Genomic DNA, 12,569 nt, shown 5'->3' on the forward strand with positions numbered 1-12,569 from the left:
TCATGGGCCAACGTATTGCAATTGTCGGCGCCGGCCAGTCCGGTTTGCAGATGGCCTTGGGGCTGCAGGCCAACGGCTACCGCGTGACGCTGCTATCCAACCGTACGCCGGATCAGATTCGCGCCGGAAAGGTGATGTCCAGCCAATGCATGTTCGATCGAGCCTTGCAGACTGAGCGGGAACTGGGTTTGAACTGGTGGGAAGACAGCTGCCCGTCGGTGGAGGGCATCGGGCTGGCCATTCCGCATCCGGAGCAACCGGGCGCGAAGGTGATCGATTGGGCCGCGCGGCTGCATCGCCCCGCGCAGGCCGTGGATCAGCGACTGAAAATGCCGGCGTGGATGGACGCCTTTGTCGCGCGCGGCGGAGACTTGCGCATTGTCGATGTGGGCCTGGACGAACTGGAGGCATTGACTGTCGAGCATGATCTCGTGCTGCTTGCGGCCGGCAAGGGTGAAATCGTCAGTCGTTTTGAGCGCGATGCCGACCGTAGCCCGTTCGCCGCGCCGCAGCGTGCGCTGGCGCTTACCTACGTGACGGGCATGACGCCGCGCCAGCCGTTCTCGCGCGTTTGTTTCAATCTCATCCCCGGTGTCGGCGAGTACTTCGTCTTCCCAGCGCTCACGCTGTCGGGACCATGCGAAATCATGGTGTTCGAAGGCATTCCCGGCGGCCCCATGGACCGCTGGGCCGAGGCGCGTACGCCCGAAGCCCACCTGCAGGAGAGCCTGCGCATCTTGCGTACGTATCTGCCGTGGGAGGCAGAGCGTTGCGAAGACGTGTCGTTGACCGACGCCAACGGCGTCCTGTCCGGTCGATTTGCGCCGACCGTGCGCAAGCCGGTGCTGACGTTGCCTTCCGGACGACTGGTCTTCGGTATGGCCGACGCAGTGGTCGTGAACGACCCCATCACGGGGCAAGGGTCGAACAACGCGGCGAAATGCTGCAAGGTCTATCTCGACAGCATCCTCGCCAGCGAAGGTGCCCCGTTCGATGCCGACTGGATGCATGCGACGTTCGAGCGTTACTGGCAATACGCCAGCGCCGTAGTCAACTGGACCAACTCGCTGCTGACGCCGCCGCCCGCCCATATCCTGGAACTGCTCGGTGCCGCAGGCGCATCCGATGCGCTGGCCAGCCGCATTGCCAACGGCTTCGACAACCCGCCCGACTTCTTTCCGTGGTGGAGCGATCCCGCGGCCTGCCGGCAATTGATCGGCGAACAGACGGCGAAGGCCGCCTGAATGCGCGAGGCATCGGACATGGATACAGTTTCGACATCGGCGCTCGCGCCGGATCCCGCCAGCCTGCGGCGCGTATGTGGGCGATTCGCGACGGGCGTTGCCATCATTGGCGCACGTACGAAGCAAAACCAGGCGGTGGGGCTGACCGTCAATTCGTTTGGATCAGTTTCGCTGGAGCCGCCGCTGATCGTGTGGGACCTCGCCCGGCGCTCACCCAATGCGGGTTTGTTCACGGTGGGCGCGCCATTCGGCGTCAGCATCCTGCGCGCCGGTCACGACGACCTGGCGCGCAGGTTCGCGCAGCCCTTGCCCGACAAGTTCGCTGGCGTCGCGCATTGGCGGTGTCCGGCCGGCGTGCCGTATCTGCAGGAGGCGCTCGCCACGCTGGCATGCGCCGTGGTGCAGGCTGAGCCGGTCGGCGATCACCTGCTGATCGTGGGATCCGTGCGCGAAATCGCCGCGTCGGAAGGCGATCCACTGGTGTTCTACGGCGGCGCGTTCGCCCGTCTGGCTGCCTGAGAGCGCGGCATCGGCTGGGATCGAGCCGCGGCGAGTCGACTTTTCGTCGCAATTTCGTCGAATTCTGTGGCAACGGCCCACGCCTGCAACAGTATTCAGCAGACCAACTTGCCCTTTCCAAATGACTGAGTTATAGTGTAAGGCTACCCGTTTCTCCGGGTAGTGGGGACCGTTTTGGTCATGCGCAATCCTTTTCGCGCACCCGCACTCACACAGTTTTCGTGTATCAATCAGCCCCGGCCAATCGCAGCTGGGAATGGAGCAAACCATGAGCCTTGGCCTTGTAGGTCGCAAGGTTGGCATGACCCGTATTTTCACGGACGACGGTGATTCGATTCCCGTTACCGTGGTCGAGGTCGGCGACAACCGCGTGACGCAAATCAAGACGGACGAGACCGACGGTTATACCGCGGTTCAAGTCACCTTCGGCAGCCGACGCGCAAGCCGCGTTACCAAGCCGCTGGCGGGTCACCTCGCCAAAGCCGGTGTGGAAGCTGGCGAAGTCATCAAAGAATTCCGCATCGATGCAGCCAAGGCTGCCGAGCTGCAAGCTGGCAGCTCGCTGTCCGTTGACCTGTTCCAGGTTGGCCAGAAGATCGACGTGCAGGGCGTGAGCATCGGTAAGGGCTACGCCGGTACCATCAAGCGCTACCACTTCGCTTCGGGTCGTGCCACCCACGGTAACTCGCGTTCGCACAATGTGCCGGGTTCCATCGGTATGGCGCAGGATCCGGGTCGCGTGTTCCCTGGCAAGCGCATGACGGGTCACCTCGGTGATGTCACCCGTACCGTTCAAAACCTCGAGATCGCCAAGATCGACGCAGAGCGCAAGCTGCTGCTGGTCAAGGGCGCCATCCCCGGTTCCAAGGGCGGCAAGGTCATCGTGACCCCGGCCGTCAAGGCCAAAGCTTAAGGAGCGCATGTAATGGAACTCAAGCTCCTCCAGGACAACGGTCAAATCGGCGCCGGCGTTGCAGCCTCGCCCGAAGTGTTCGGCCGTGACTACAACGAAGCGCTGGTTCACCAGATCGTCGTGGCCTACCAGGCCAACGCACGTAGCGGTAACCGCAAGCAGAAAGACCGCGAAGAGGTCAAGCACACGACCAAGAAGCCGTGGCGCCAGAAGGGTACGGGCCGTGCTCGTGCCGGTATGTCGTCGTCGCCGCTGTGGCGTGGCGGTGGCCGCATCTTCCCGAATTCGCCGGAAGAGAACTTCAGCCAGAAGGTCAACAAGAAGATGTTCCGTGCCGGTATGCGCTCGATTTACTCGCAGCTCGCACGTGAAGGTCGTATCAATGTGGTGGACGGTTTCGCTGTCGACGCACCCAAGACCAAGCTGCTGGCCGACAAGTTCAAGGCCATGGGCCTGGACTCGGTGCTGATCATTACCGACAGCCTCGACGAGAACCTCTACCTGGCTTCGCGCAACCTGCCGAACGTGGCAGTCGTGGAGCCGCGTCACGCTGATCCCCTGTCGCTCGTGCACTACAAGAAGGTGCTGGTGACGAAGGCAGCAGTCGCGCAGATCGAGGAGTTGCTGAAATGACGCAAGTAGCCAAGAACGATCATCGTTTGATGCAGGTGCTGCTCGCGCCGGTGGTTTCCGAAAAGGCAACCCTGGTCGCCGACAAGAATGAACAGGTTGTGTTCGAAGTGGCTCGCGACGCCAACAAGGCAGAAGTGAAGGCCGCCGTCGAACTGCTGTTCAAGGTCGAGGTGCAGTCCGTTCAGATCCTGAACCAGAAGGGCAAGCAAAAGCGCTTCGGCCGTTTCATGGGCCGTCGCAACCACGTGAAGAAGGCTTACGTGGCGCTGAAGCCGGGTCAGGAAATCAATTTTGAAGCGGAGGCCAAGTAATCATGGCACTCGTCAAGACCAAGCCGACTTCCCCGGGCCGTCGCTCGATGGTGAAGGTCGTTAACCGCGACCTGCACAAGGGTGCCCCGCATGCTCCGCTGCTGGAAAAGCAATTCCAGAAGTCGGGCCGTAACAACAATGGCCACATCACCACCCGTCACAAGGGCGGTGGTCATAAGCACCACTACCGTGTGGTCGACTTCAAGCGCAACGACAAGGACGGCATCCCCGCCAAGGTCGAGCGCCTGGAATACGATCCGAACCGCAGCGCGAATATCGCGCTGGTGCTGTTCGCCGACGGCGAGCGCCGCTACATCATCGCCACCAAGGGCATGGTAGCCGGCCAGGCCCTGATGAACGGCTCGGAAGCGCCGATCAAGGCTGGTAACAACCTGCCGATCCGCAACATTCCGGTCGGTACCACGATCAACAACGTGGAAATGCTGCCGGGCAAGGGCGCGCAGATCGCGCGTGCTGCTGGTGGTTCCGCCGTGCTGCTGGCCCGTGAAGGCCTGTACGCTCAAGTGCGTCTGCGTTCCGGTGAAGTGCGTCGCGTGCATATCGAATGCCGCGCCACCATCGGTGAAGTGGGCAACGAAGAGCACAGCCTGCGCGTGATCGGCAAGGCCGGTGCAACGCGCTGGCGCGGTATTCGCCCGACCGTTCGCGGCGTGGTGATGAACCCGGTGGATCACCCGCACGGTGGTGGTGAAGGCAAGACCGCTGCCGGTCGCGATCCTGTATCGCCGTGGGGTACCCCGACCAAGGGTTACCGTACCCGCAGCAACAAGCGCACGGACAGCATGATCGTCCAGCGCCGCCACAAGCGCTAATCGGTAGGTAGGAGCTAAAGATATGACTCGTTCCGCAAAAAAGGGTCCGTTCTGCGACGACCACCTGCTGAAAAAGGTGGAAGCGGCCGTAGGCGGCAAGGACAAGAAGCCCATCAAGACATGGTCGCGCCGTTCGACGATCATGCCTGATTTCATCGGCCTGACGATCGCCGTTCACAACGGCCGTCAACACGTGCCGGTGTACGTGACGGAAAACATGGTTGGCCACAAGCTCGGCGAATTTGCGATCACTCGCACGTTCAAGGGCCACGCGGCTGACAAGAAAGCGAAGAGGTAAGGTGCCATCATGGAAGTGAAAGCGATTCATCGCGGTGCCCGCATCTCCGCCCAGAAAACGCGTCTGGTCGCTGACCAGATCCGCGGTCTGCCGATTGAGCGTGCGCTCAACATCCTGGCGTTCAGCCCGAAGAAGGCTGCCGGGATCGTGAAGAAGGTGGTCGAATCGGCCATCGCCAACGCCGAGCACAACGAAGGCGCCGACATTGACGAGCTGAAGGTCAAATCGATCTACGTCGACAAGGCAACCTCGCTCAAGCGCTTCACCGCACGGGCGAAGGGCCGCGGCAACCGCATCGAGAAACAAACCTGTCACATCACTGTGACGCTCGGCAACTAAGGAGTCACGATGGGACAGAAGATTCATCCGACTGGCTTCCGTCTGGCCGTCAGCCGCAACTGGGCTTCGCGTTGGTACGCCAACAACACGAAGTTCGCCGGCATGCTGAAAGAAGACATCGAAGTTCGCGACTTCCTGAAAAAGAAGCTCAAGAACGCATCGGTTGGCCGTGTCGTGATCGAGCGTCCTGCCCGCAATGCACGCATCACCATTTACAGCTCGCGTCCGGGCGTGGTGATCGGCAAGAAGGGTGAGGACATCGAACTGCTGAAGGCCGAACTGCAGCGTCGCATGGGCGTGCCCGTGCACGTGAACATCGAGGAAATCCGTAAGCCGGAAACCGATGCGCAGCTGATCGCCGATTCGATCACGCAGCAGCTCGAGCGCCGCATCATGTTCCGTCGCGCCATGAAGCGCGCGATGCAGAACGCCATGCGTCTGGGTGCCCAAGGCATCAAGATCATGAGCTCGGGCCGTCTGAACGGTATTGAAATCGCACGTACCGAGTGGTACCGCGAAGGCCGTGTGCCCCTGCACACCCTGCGCGCCGACATCGACTACGGCTTCTCGGAAGCCGAAACCACCTACGGCATCATCGGTGTCAAGGTGTGGGTCTACAAGGGCGATCACCTGGGCCGCAACGATGCGCCCGTGGTGGAAGAGCCGCAAGAAGACCGTCGTCGTCGCCCGGGTCGTCCGGAAGGCCGCCGCCGTGAAGGCGAAGGCCGTCCGGCTGGCAACCGCCGCGGTGGTGCCGGTGCTGGTCGTCGTGCTGCGCCTGGCGCAGACGCGAAGAGTGGAGAATAACAATGCTGCAACCGAAGCGTAGGAAGTATCGCAAGGAGCAGAAAGGCCGCAACACGGGTAAGGCTACCCGTGGCAACGCCGTGTCTTTCGGCGAATTCGGCCTGAAGGCAATGGGCCGTGGCCGCCTGACCGCTCGTCAAATCGAGTCGGCACGTCGTGCGATGACCCGTCACATCAAGCGTGGCGGCCGCATCTGGATCCGGATCTTCCCGGACAAGCCGATCTCGAAGAAGCCTGCCGAAGTCCGTATGGGTAACGGTAAGGGCAATCCGGAATACTACGTGGCTGAAATTCAGCCGGGCAAGATGCTGTACGAAATGGATGGCGTGAGCGAAGAGCTGGCGCGTGAGGCGTTCCGCCTCGCGGCCGCCAAACTGCCGATCGCCACGAATTTCGTGGTGCGTCAGGTCGGTACGTAAGGAGATTGGGATGAAAGCATCCGAACTGCGCGGCAAGGACGCCGCAGGCCTGAATCAGGAGCTCTCCGAGCTGCTGAAGGCTCAATTTAGCCTGCGCATGCAAAAGGCCACCCAACAGCTGCAGAACACCAGCCAGCTGAAGAAGGTGCGCAAGGACATCGCGCGCGTGCAAACCGTGCTGACCGAGAAGGCGAACGCGAAATGACTGAAGCTGCGAAGACTGAAACGTCGCTTCGCCGGACCCTCGTGGGCCGTGTCGTGAGCGACAAGATGGACAAGACCGTGACGGTCCTGATCGAAAACCGCGTCAAGCACCCGCTGTACGGCAAGTACGTTCTGCGTTCGAAGAAGTACCACGCACACGACGAAGCCAATCAGTACAAGGAAGGCGACAAGGTCGAGATCCAGGAAACCCGTCCGCTGTCGCGGACCAAGTCCTGGGTTGTTTCCCGGCTGGTAGAAGCTGCTCGCGTCATCTAAGCACAACAGTGCTTTCATGACTTGCAAGTCCAGGGTTATGTTGCTATAATCCTGGACTTCCGCTTTGTTGCGTTCGCCTTTGCAGTATCACCCGGGCGGGCCCGTAAAGTGAGCCGCTGCCAGATGCCTCGATGTAAGGGGTGCTGGCACTACCGACTTCCAAGTTGATCAACCCAAACGGCGCTGGCGCAATGCCTGGCTCCGACGGGACCAAGACTGACCGGCAGTCCTCTTAAAAGAAGGCTGGCGGATTAAGTTGGGAAGATAACACCATGATTCAGACAGAAAGCCGGCTCGAAGTGGCCGATAACACTGGTGCGCGCGAAGTGCTGTGCATCAAGGTACTGGGTGGGTCCAAGCGCCGCTATGCGAGCGTGGGCGACATCATCAAGGTGACCGTGAAGGACGCAGCGCCGCGCGGTCGCGTCAAGAAGGGCGACATCTATAACGCAGTCGTCGTGCGCACCGCCAAGGGCGTGCGCCGCGCTGACGGTTCGCTCGTCAAGTTCGACAGCAATGCTGCTGTCTTGCTGAACAACAAGCTCGAGCCGATCGGCACCCGTATCTTCGGGCCGGTGACTCGTGAACTCCGTACCGAGCGCTTCATGAAGATCGTGTCGCTCGCTCCGGAAGTGCTGTAAGGAGCCGCCATGAACAAGATTCGCAAAGGCGACGAAGTCATCGTGCTGACCGGCAAGGACAAGGGCAAGCGCGGTCTCGTGCAAGCTGTGCAAGGCGACAAGCTCGTGGTTGAAGGCGTGAACGTTGCCAAGAAGCACGCTCGCCCGAACCCGATGCTTGGCACCACCGGTGGTGTGGTCGACAAGCTGATGCCGCTGCATATTTCCAACGTTGCGCTCGTGGATGCCAATGGCAAGCCGTCGCGTGTCGGTATCAAGGTCGAAGACGGCAAGCGTGTACGCGTGCTGAAGACGACCGGTGCCGTCCTGACCGCTTGATTCTGGGCACAGATAGGAGTTGAGCATGACAGCACGTCTGCAAGAGATTTACAAAGAACAGGTTGTGCCGGCGCTGATGAAGCAGTTCGGCTACAAGTCGGTTATGGAAGTGCCGCGTTTCACCAAGATCACCCTGAACATGGGTCTCGGTGAAGCCATCAATGACAAGAAAGTCATTGAACTGGCCGTTGGCGACCTGACCAAGATCGCGGGTCAAAAGCCTGTCGTGACGAAGGCCAAGAAGGCAATCGCCGGCTTCAAGATTCGTCAGGGCTACCCGATCGGTGCGATGGTGACGCTGCGCGGTGAGCGTATGTTCGAATTCCTGGATCGTTTCGTTACCGTGGCCCTGCCGCGCGTGCGTGACTTCCGTGGTGTGTCGGGCCGCTCGTTCGACGGTCGTGGCAACTACAACATCGGTGTGAAAGAGCAGATCATTTTCCCCGAAATCGAGTACGACAAGATCGACGCATTGCGTGGTCTGAACATCAGCATCACGACGACGGCTAAGAACGACGAGGAAGCCAAGGCTCTCCTGAGCGCGTTCAAGTTCCCGTTCCGTAATTAAGGGGTAACCGTGGCTAAACTGGCTCTGATTGAACGTGAGAAGAAGCGCGCAAAGCTCGTGGCAAAGTATGCCGACAAGCGCGCAAACCTCAAGGCCATTATTGACGACCAAGAAAAGTCGGAAGAAGAGCGTTATCTGGCGCGTCTCGAGCTGCAAAAGCTCCCGCGCAACGCTAACCCGACCCGTCAGCGCAATCGCTGCGCGATCACCGGTCGTCCCCGCGGTACCTTCCGCAAGTTTGGCCTGGCGCGTAACAAGATCCGTGAAATTGCCTTCAAGGGCGAGATTCCGGGTCTGACGAAAGCCAGCTGGTAATTACGCACAGGCTACAGGAGAAACAGTATGAGCATGAGCGATCCTATCGCCGATATGCTGACGCGCATCCGCAACGCCCAGGGCGTGCAGAAGGCGTCGGTGGTCATGCCCTCGTCGAAGCTGAAGGTCTCGATCGCCAAAGTCCTGAAGGACGAAGGCTACATCGACGACTACTCGGTGCAGGAAGATGGCGGCAAGGCGCAACTGACCATTGGTCTGAAGTACTACGCCGGCCGCCCGGTGATCGAGCGCATCGAACGCGTCTCGAAGCCCGGCCTGCGCGTGTACAAGGGCCGCAGCGACATCCCCCAAGTGATGAACGGCCTGGGTGTGGCAATCATCTCGACCCCGCAAGGTCTGATGACTGACCGCAAGGCACGTGCCACTGGCGTGGGCGGTGAAGTTCTCTGCTACGTCGCGTAAGGAGCAATTATGTCCCGTGTAGGTAAGGCTCCCATTGCGCTGCCGAAAGGCGCAGAAGTGAACGTGGCGGCTGGCGTGCTCTCCGTGAAGGGCCCGCTTGGCACGCTGTCCCAGCCGATTCATCAGCTGGTAAAGGTCGACGTTGCCGATGGCACGCTGACGTTTGCTCCGGTCGACGAATCGCGTGAAGCTAACGCCCTGCAAGGCACCATGCGCGCCCTGGCGGCCAACATGGTCAAGGGTGTTACGACCGGTTTCGAGCGCAAGCTGACGCTGGTTGGCGTGGGTTACCGCGCTCAACTGCAAGGCGCCGCGCTGAAGCTCCAGCTTGGTTTCTCGCACGATGTGATCCACGAAATGCCGGAAGGCGTGAAGGCCGAAACGCCGACGCAGACCGAGATCGTGATCAAGGGTGCTGACAAGCAGAAAGTCGGTCAGGTTGCCGCGGAAGTCCGCGCGTACCGTCCGCCCGAGCCCTATAAGGGCAAGGGTGTTCGCTACGCCGACGAGCGTGTCATCCTGAAGGAAACCAAGAAGAAGTAAGGGGTCCAATGATGAACAAGAAAGACGCTCGTTTGCGCCGTGCACGTCAGACCCGCGCAAAGATCGCGGAACTGAAGATCAATCGTCTGACCGTGTTCCGTACGAATTCGCATATTTACGCTCAGGTGTACTCGCCGTGCGGCACGCAAGTGCTGGCTTCGGCTTCGACCGCCGAGGCAGAAGTGCGCAAGGAACTGACCGGCAGCGGCGCTACCGTTGCTGCGGCCACCCTGGTGGGCAAGCGCGTTGCCGAGAAGGCAAAGGCTGCTGGCGTGGAAACTGTCGCGTTCGATCGCGGCGGCTTCCGCTTCCATGGCCGCGTGAAGGCCCTGGCCGACGCCGCGCGTGAAGCCGGCCTCAAGTTCTAAGCGCTCAAAGAGAGATACGTCATGGCAAAGATGCAAGCAAAAGTCCAGCAGGACGAACGCGACGACGGCCTCCGCGAGAAGATGATCTCGGTCAACCGTGTCACCAAGGTGGTGAAGGGTGGCCGTATCCTCGGTTTCGCTGCGCTGACCGTGGTGGGTGACGGCGATGGCCGCATCGGCATGGGCAAGGGCAAGGCCAAGGAAGTTCCGGTGGCCGTGCAGAAGGCAATGGACGAAGCCCGTCGCAAGATGGTCAAGGTCGCCCTGAAGAACGGCACGCTGCAGCACGAAGTCATCGGCAAGCACGGCGCTGCCAAGGTGCTGATGATGCCGGCCAAGGAAGGTACCGGCGTGATCGCTGGTGGTCCGATGCGCGCGATTTTTGAAGTAATGGGCGTGACGAACGTTGTGACGAAGTCGCACGGCTCGACCAACCCTTACAACATGGTTCGCGCCACCCTCGATGGTCTGCGCAAGATGAGCACGCCGGCAGAAATCGCTGCCAAGCGCGGCAAGTCGGTCGAAGACATCCTCGGCTAAGGTGAACGAAATGTCGCAGAAAACCGTAAAAGTGCAACTCGTGCGCAGCCTGATCGGCACGCGCGAGGATCATCGCGCCACCGTGCGTGGCCTGGGCCTGCGTCGCCTGAACTCCGTTTCGGAGCTGCAGGACACGCCCGCCGTGCGCGGCATGATCAACAAGGTCTCGTACCTGATTAAGGTTCTGGCCTGATCGGGACTCGGAGAGCAACATGCAACTAAATAACCTGAAACCGGCCGACGGTTCGAAGCACGCCAAGCGTCGCGTCGGCCGCGGTATCGGCTCCGGCCTGGGCAAGACGGCTGGTCGCGGTCACAAAGGTCAGAAGTCGCGTTCGGGCGGCTTCCACAAGGTCGGCTTCGAAGGCGGTCAAATGCCGCTGTATCGTCGTCTGCCGAAGCGTGGTTTTACCTCGCTGACCAAGGCCTTCACCGCTGAAGTTACCCTGCGCGACATCGAGCGCCTGGAAGCTGCCGAAGTGGACCTGCTGGTCCTGAAGCAAGCTGGCCTGGTGGGCGATCTGGTCAAGAGCGCAAAGGTCATCAAAGCCGGTGAACTGACCCGCAAGGTTACGATCAAGGGTCTGGGTGCCACTGCCGGCGCAAAGGCCGCGATCGAAGCCGCTGGCGGTCAGATCGCAGCGTAATTACGCAGTAGTATTCGCAGCATAGGCGAAGTCACAGTCGGAGCATCGTTTGGCCACGGCGAAACCCAATGCAAGCGCGCAAGCCAGGAATACGGCGAAGTACGGCGATCTGAAGCGCCGGCTGATGTTCCTGGTGCTGGCTCTTATCGTTTACCGCATCGGGGCGCATATTCCGGTGCCGGGGATCGATCCGGACCAGCTTGCGAAGCTTTTCCAGAGTCAGTCGGGTGGCATCCTTGGGATGTTCAACCTGTTCTCGGGCGGTGCGCTGTCGCGCTTTACCGTCTTCGCGCTCGGCATCATGCCGTACATCTCGGCGTCGATCATCATGCAGTTGTTGACGATCGTGCTGCCGCAGTTGGAGTCGCTGAAGAAGGAAGGGCAGGCGGGGCAACGGAAGATCACGCAGTACACGCGCTATGGCACGGTGGTTCTGGCCACTTTCCAGGCGTTGTCGATCGCGGTTGCGCTTGAGTCGCAGCGTGGACTGGTTATCGATCCGGGTCTGATGTTCCGGGCGACGGCGGTGATCACGCTGGTGACCGGCACGATGTTCCTGATGTGGCTCGGCGAGCAGATTACCGAGCGTGGTCTGGGCAACGGCATCTCGATCATCATCTTTGGCGGTATCGCAGCGGGTCTTCCTAATGCGATCGGCGGACTGTTCGAACTGGTTCGCACGGGTTCCATGAGCATTATCGCGGCGATCTTGATCGTGGCGATCATTGGTGGTGTGACCTACGCCGTGGTGTTTATCGAGCGTGGCCAGCGCAAGATCCTGGTGAATTACGCCAAACGTCAGGTCGGCAACAAGGTGTATGGCGGTCAATCGTCGCACCTGCCGCTGAAGCTGAACATGGCTGGCGTGATTCCGCCGATCTTCGCATCGTCGATCATTCTGTTTCCGGCGACGATTGCGGGCTGGTTCACGTCTGATTCGACGGGCACGGTTGGCAGGGTCATCAAGGACCTGGCAGCTACGTTGTCCCCGGGTCAGCCGGTCTACATCCTGCTGTACGCTACTGCGATTGTTTTCTTCTGCTTCTTCTATACGGCTCTGGTCTATAACAGCCGGGAAGTTGCGGACAACCTGAAGAAAAGTGGAGCCTTCATTCCGGGCATCCGTCCAGGCGAGCAAACGACGCGCTATATCGACAAGATTCTGGTGCGCCTGACGCTGGCCGGTGCGATTTACATCACACTGGTTTGCCTGTTGCCGGAGTTCCTGGTGCTGCGCTGGAACGTTCCGTTCTATTTCGGCGGAACCTCGTTGCTGATCATCGTGGTCGTCACGATGGACTTCATGGCTCAGGTTCAGTCCTATGTCATGTCGCAGCAGTACGAGTCGCTGCTAAAGAAGGCGAATTTCAAGGGTAACCTGACCTTGCGCTAAGTAGGCTGGGTCGGGAC

At 60.5% G+C, this 12,569-nt stretch carries 23 protein-coding genes; all 23 read left to right on the top strand.

Annotated elements, in window-relative coordinates:
• The first annotated feature begins 2 nt into the window (after nt 1-2).
• The 23 genes from F7R19_RS12770 to secY all read left to right on the top strand — a co-directional run bounded on the left by F7R19_RS12770 (nt 3) and on the right by secY (nt 12,552).
• Nucleotides 3-1,244, top strand: a complete 1,242-nt coding sequence (locus F7R19_RS12770; protein ID WP_150980908.1) for a styrene monooxygenase/indole monooxygenase family protein — start codon at nt 3-5, stop codon at nt 1,242-1,244.
• 18 nt (nt 1,245-1,262) lie between these two features.
• Nucleotides 1,263-1,763 (top strand): flavin reductase family protein, encoded by a 501-nt coding sequence (locus F7R19_RS12775; protein ID WP_150980909.1) that lies wholly within the window; start codon nt 1,263-1,265, stop codon nt 1,761-1,763.
• Nucleotides 1,764-2,031: 268 nt separating this feature from the next.
• Nucleotides 2,032-2,676, top strand: a complete 645-nt coding sequence (rplC, locus tag F7R19_RS12780) for a 50S ribosomal protein L3 (protein WP_008642922.1) — start codon at nt 2,032-2,034, stop codon at nt 2,674-2,676.
• Nucleotides 2,677-2,688: 12 nt separating this feature from the next.
• Nucleotides 2,689-3,309 (top strand): 50S ribosomal protein L4, encoded by a 621-nt coding sequence (rplD, locus tag F7R19_RS12785; protein ID WP_061956559.1) that lies wholly within the window; start codon nt 2,689-2,691, stop codon nt 3,307-3,309.
• Nucleotides 3,306-3,620 carry a 50S ribosomal protein L23 gene (rplW, locus tag F7R19_RS12790; RefSeq protein WP_061956557.1) on the top strand — a complete coding sequence of 105 codons (315 nt, stop codon included), beginning with the start codon at nt 3,306-3,308 and terminating at the stop codon, nt 3,618-3,620. The genes rplD and rplW overlap by 4 nt, the downstream gene beginning before the upstream one ends.
• A 2-nt stretch (nt 3,621-3,622) precedes the next feature.
• Nucleotides 3,623-4,453, top strand: coding sequence for a 50S ribosomal protein L2 (gene rplB, locus F7R19_RS12795; RefSeq protein WP_061956555.1), 831 nt, complete (start codon nt 3,623-3,625; stop codon nt 4,451-4,453).
• 22 nt (nt 4,454-4,475) lie between these two features.
• Nucleotides 4,476-4,751 (top strand): 30S ribosomal protein S19, encoded by a 276-nt coding sequence (gene rpsS / locus F7R19_RS12800; RefSeq protein ID WP_061956553.1) that lies wholly within the window; start codon nt 4,476-4,478, stop codon nt 4,749-4,751.
• 9 nt (nt 4,752-4,760) lie between these two features.
• On the top strand, nt 4,761-5,090 hold the full coding sequence (gene rplV, locus F7R19_RS12805) for a 50S ribosomal protein L22 (RefSeq protein ID WP_061956552.1): 330 nt from the start codon (nt 4,761-4,763) through the stop codon (nt 5,088-5,090).
• Between the two features lie 9 nt (nt 5,091-5,099).
• Nucleotides 5,100-5,897, top strand: a complete 798-nt coding sequence (gene rpsC, locus F7R19_RS12810; protein ID WP_061956550.1) for a 30S ribosomal protein S3 — start codon at nt 5,100-5,102, stop codon at nt 5,895-5,897.
• Nucleotides 5,898-5,899: 2 nt separating this feature from the next.
• A complete protein-coding gene (gene rplP / locus F7R19_RS12815; protein ID WP_006576240.1) occupies nt 5,900-6,316 on the top strand; it encodes a 50S ribosomal protein L16 in 417 nt (138 codons plus the stop codon).
• A 10-nt stretch (nt 6,317-6,326) separates the two neighbouring features.
• Nucleotides 6,327-6,521 (top strand): 50S ribosomal protein L29, encoded by a 195-nt coding sequence (gene rpmC / locus F7R19_RS12820; RefSeq protein WP_008642937.1) that lies wholly within the window; start codon nt 6,327-6,329, stop codon nt 6,519-6,521.
• On the top strand, nt 6,518-6,796 hold the full coding sequence (rpsQ, locus tag F7R19_RS12825) for a 30S ribosomal protein S17 (RefSeq protein WP_008642939.1): 279 nt from the start codon (nt 6,518-6,520) through the stop codon (nt 6,794-6,796). Before rpmC ends, rpsQ begins: the two co-directional genes overlap by 4 nt.
• A gap of 272 nt (nt 6,797-7,068) precedes the next feature.
• Nucleotides 7,069-7,437 carry a 50S ribosomal protein L14 gene (gene rplN, locus F7R19_RS12830; protein ID WP_019451025.1) on the top strand — a complete coding sequence of 123 codons (369 nt, stop codon included), beginning with the start codon at nt 7,069-7,071 and terminating at the stop codon, nt 7,435-7,437.
• Nucleotides 7,438-7,446: 9 nt separating this feature from the next.
• Nucleotides 7,447-7,755, top strand: a complete 309-nt coding sequence (gene rplX / locus F7R19_RS12835) for a 50S ribosomal protein L24 (protein ID WP_061956548.1) — start codon at nt 7,447-7,449, stop codon at nt 7,753-7,755.
• Nucleotides 7,756-7,780: 25 nt separating this feature from the next.
• The gene (rplE, locus tag F7R19_RS12840; RefSeq protein ID WP_061956546.1) at nt 7,781-8,323 is read left to right on the top strand and encodes a 50S ribosomal protein L5; all 543 of its coding nucleotides are present in this window, start codon (nt 7,781-7,783) and stop codon (nt 8,321-8,323) included.
• 9 nt (nt 8,324-8,332) lie between these two features.
• Nucleotides 8,333-8,638 (top strand): 30S ribosomal protein S14, encoded by a 306-nt coding sequence (rpsN, locus tag F7R19_RS12845; RefSeq protein WP_008642942.1) that lies wholly within the window; start codon nt 8,333-8,335, stop codon nt 8,636-8,638.
• Between the two features lie 27 nt (nt 8,639-8,665).
• Nucleotides 8,666-9,061, top strand: a complete 396-nt coding sequence (gene rpsH, locus F7R19_RS12850) for a 30S ribosomal protein S8 (protein WP_061956544.1) — start codon at nt 8,666-8,668, stop codon at nt 9,059-9,061.
• Nucleotides 9,062-9,070: 9 nt separating this feature from the next.
• Nucleotides 9,071-9,604 (top strand): 50S ribosomal protein L6, encoded by a 534-nt coding sequence (gene rplF, locus F7R19_RS12855; protein ID WP_061956542.1) that lies wholly within the window; start codon nt 9,071-9,073, stop codon nt 9,602-9,604.
• 11 nt (nt 9,605-9,615) lie between these two features.
• A complete protein-coding gene (gene rplR, locus F7R19_RS12860; protein ID WP_061956591.1) occupies nt 9,616-9,972 on the top strand; it encodes a 50S ribosomal protein L18 in 357 nt (118 codons plus the stop codon).
• A gap of 21 nt (nt 9,973-9,993) precedes the next feature.
• Nucleotides 9,994-10,512 (top strand): 30S ribosomal protein S5, encoded by a 519-nt coding sequence (gene rpsE, locus F7R19_RS12865; RefSeq protein ID WP_061956540.1) that lies wholly within the window; start codon nt 9,994-9,996, stop codon nt 10,510-10,512.
• A gap of 10 nt (nt 10,513-10,522) precedes the next feature.
• A complete protein-coding gene (gene rpmD / locus F7R19_RS12870; protein WP_061956590.1) occupies nt 10,523-10,705 on the top strand; it encodes a 50S ribosomal protein L30 in 183 nt (60 codons plus the stop codon).
• 19 nt (nt 10,706-10,724) lie between these two features.
• Nucleotides 10,725-11,159 (top strand): 50S ribosomal protein L15, encoded by a 435-nt coding sequence (rplO, locus tag F7R19_RS12875; protein ID WP_018313957.1) that lies wholly within the window; start codon nt 10,725-10,727, stop codon nt 11,157-11,159.
• Between the two features lie 49 nt (nt 11,160-11,208).
• Nucleotides 11,209-12,552: a preprotein translocase subunit SecY gene (gene secY, locus F7R19_RS12880; RefSeq protein ID WP_061956538.1), complete on the top strand. Its 1,344-nt coding sequence runs from the start codon at nt 11,209-11,211 to the stop codon at nt 12,550-12,552.
• Nucleotides 12,553-12,569 lie beyond the last annotated feature (17 nt).

It is taken from the genome of Cupriavidus pauculus (assembly GCF_008801835.1).
Lineage (GTDB): Bacteria > Pseudomonadota > Gammaproteobacteria > Burkholderiales > Burkholderiaceae > Cupriavidus > Cupriavidus pauculus.

Excerpts from the sequence above, each read along its gene's own strand:
- rplO (WP_018313957.1), top strand. The coding sequence starts at position 10,725 with ATGCAACTAAATAACCTGAAACCGGCCGACGGTTCGAAGCACGCCAAG.
- rplF (WP_061956542.1), top strand. The coding sequence starts at position 9,071 with ATGTCCCGTGTAGGTAAGGCTCCCATTGCGCTGCCGAAAGGCGCAGAA.
- rplW (WP_061956557.1), top strand. The coding sequence starts at position 3,306 with ATGACGCAAGTAGCCAAGAACGATCATCGTTTGATGCAGGTGCTGCTC.
- rplB (WP_061956555.1), top strand. The coding sequence starts at position 3,623 with ATGGCACTCGTCAAGACCAAGCCGACTTCCCCGGGCCGTCGCTCGATG.
- rpsS (WP_061956553.1), top strand. The coding sequence starts at position 4,476 with ATGACTCGTTCCGCAAAAAAGGGTCCGTTCTGCGACGACCACCTGCTG.
- rpsE (WP_061956540.1), top strand. The coding sequence starts at position 9,994 with ATGGCAAAGATGCAAGCAAAAGTCCAGCAGGACGAACGCGACGACGGC.
- rplX (WP_061956548.1), top strand. The coding sequence starts at position 7,447 with ATGAACAAGATTCGCAAAGGCGACGAAGTCATCGTGCTGACCGGCAAG.
- rpmD (WP_061956590.1), top strand. The coding sequence starts at position 10,523 with ATGTCGCAGAAAACCGTAAAAGTGCAACTCGTGCGCAGCCTGATCGGC.
- rpmC (WP_008642937.1), top strand. The coding sequence starts at position 6,327 with ATGAAAGCATCCGAACTGCGCGGCAAGGACGCCGCAGGCCTGAATCAG.
- rplE (WP_061956546.1), top strand. The coding sequence starts at position 7,781 with ATGACAGCACGTCTGCAAGAGATTTACAAAGAACAGGTTGTGCCGGCG.
- rplR (WP_061956591.1), top strand. The coding sequence starts at position 9,616 with ATGAACAAGAAAGACGCTCGTTTGCGCCGTGCACGTCAGACCCGCGCA.
- rplD (WP_061956559.1), top strand. The coding sequence starts at position 2,689 with ATGGAACTCAAGCTCCTCCAGGACAACGGTCAAATCGGCGCCGGCGTT.
- rpsC (WP_061956550.1), top strand. The coding sequence starts at position 5,100 with ATGGGACAGAAGATTCATCCGACTGGCTTCCGTCTGGCCGTCAGCCGC.
- rplC (WP_008642922.1), top strand. The coding sequence starts at position 2,032 with ATGAGCCTTGGCCTTGTAGGTCGCAAGGTTGGCATGACCCGTATTTTC.
- rpsH (WP_061956544.1), top strand. The coding sequence starts at position 8,666 with ATGAGCATGAGCGATCCTATCGCCGATATGCTGACGCGCATCCGCAAC.
- rpsQ (WP_008642939.1), top strand. The coding sequence starts at position 6,518 with ATGACTGAAGCTGCGAAGACTGAAACGTCGCTTCGCCGGACCCTCGTG.
- rplP (WP_006576240.1), top strand. The coding sequence starts at position 5,900 with ATGCTGCAACCGAAGCGTAGGAAGTATCGCAAGGAGCAGAAAGGCCGC.
- F7R19_RS12775 (WP_150980909.1), top strand. The coding sequence starts at position 1,263 with ATGGATACAGTTTCGACATCGGCGCTCGCGCCGGATCCCGCCAGCCTG.
- rplN (WP_019451025.1), top strand. The coding sequence starts at position 7,069 with ATGATTCAGACAGAAAGCCGGCTCGAAGTGGCCGATAACACTGGTGCG.
- rplV (WP_061956552.1), top strand. The coding sequence starts at position 4,761 with ATGGAAGTGAAAGCGATTCATCGCGGTGCCCGCATCTCCGCCCAGAAA.
- F7R19_RS12770 (WP_150980908.1), top strand. The coding sequence starts at position 3 with ATGGGCCAACGTATTGCAATTGTCGGCGCCGGCCAGTCCGGTTTGCAG.